The following is a 549-nucleotide window of genomic DNA, read 5'->3' on the forward strand; positions in this document are numbered from 1 at the left end:
AGACAGGCCCTTATCAGACTGTAAAATGAGCCACATTGCTTTCAACCAGATCTGCAACGGGAGCTTGGTAGCATGCAACGGCGTGCGCGTGGTGACTGTAAACTGGAAGCGACAATGACTGTTTGAGCACTGATACAAGCCTGGTCGTAATCGTCCTCGGCCACTATCTCGATCAGCAAGTGAGATCGAATGCTTATAGCCACATGCAGGGCAAATCCGCCCTTTAGGCCATACCATGCTCTCAACAAGCTGACGGCATTTGTCCTCGCTCTGAAAAGCCAGAACCATATCATCTAAAGTACGAATGGACTCCAGAACTAAAGACAATGTTTCTGACATGCATACCTCTCATCTCACGATTGACACAGGATAGCATAAATAGCCTAATATAGCGAAATAGCTGTCTTTGGTTGATAATGCCCCAGATCAGTTTTACTGAACAAACCTATTACCGCTGGAAGAAAAAGTACGGTGGAATGGGCACAGAGCAACTTAAGGAACTGAAACGGTTACAGAGGGAGAATGAGCGTCTGCGCCGCGCCGTATCTA

1 protein-coding gene and 1 pseudogene are annotated in these 549 nt (G+C 47.2%); one reads left to right on the forward strand and one right to left on the reverse strand.

Annotated features, from left to right (window positions below; translation table 11 throughout):
* On the reverse strand, nt 1-339 hold a 339-nt coding region (locus PsAD37_RS10290; protein ID WP_193778247.1), incomplete at its 3' end, for a transposase.
* Between the two features lie 83 nt (nt 340-422).
* On the opposite strand from PsAD37_RS10290, the pseudogene PsAD37_RS27480 reads away from it, so the two are divergent.
* Nucleotides 423-549: pseudogene (locus PsAD37_RS27480) on the forward strand (transposase); the annotation flags it as partial.

This window comes from Pseudovibrio sp. Ad37 (assembly GCF_001623075.1).
Taxonomy (GTDB): Bacteria; Pseudomonadota; Alphaproteobacteria; order Rhizobiales; family Stappiaceae; genus Pseudovibrio.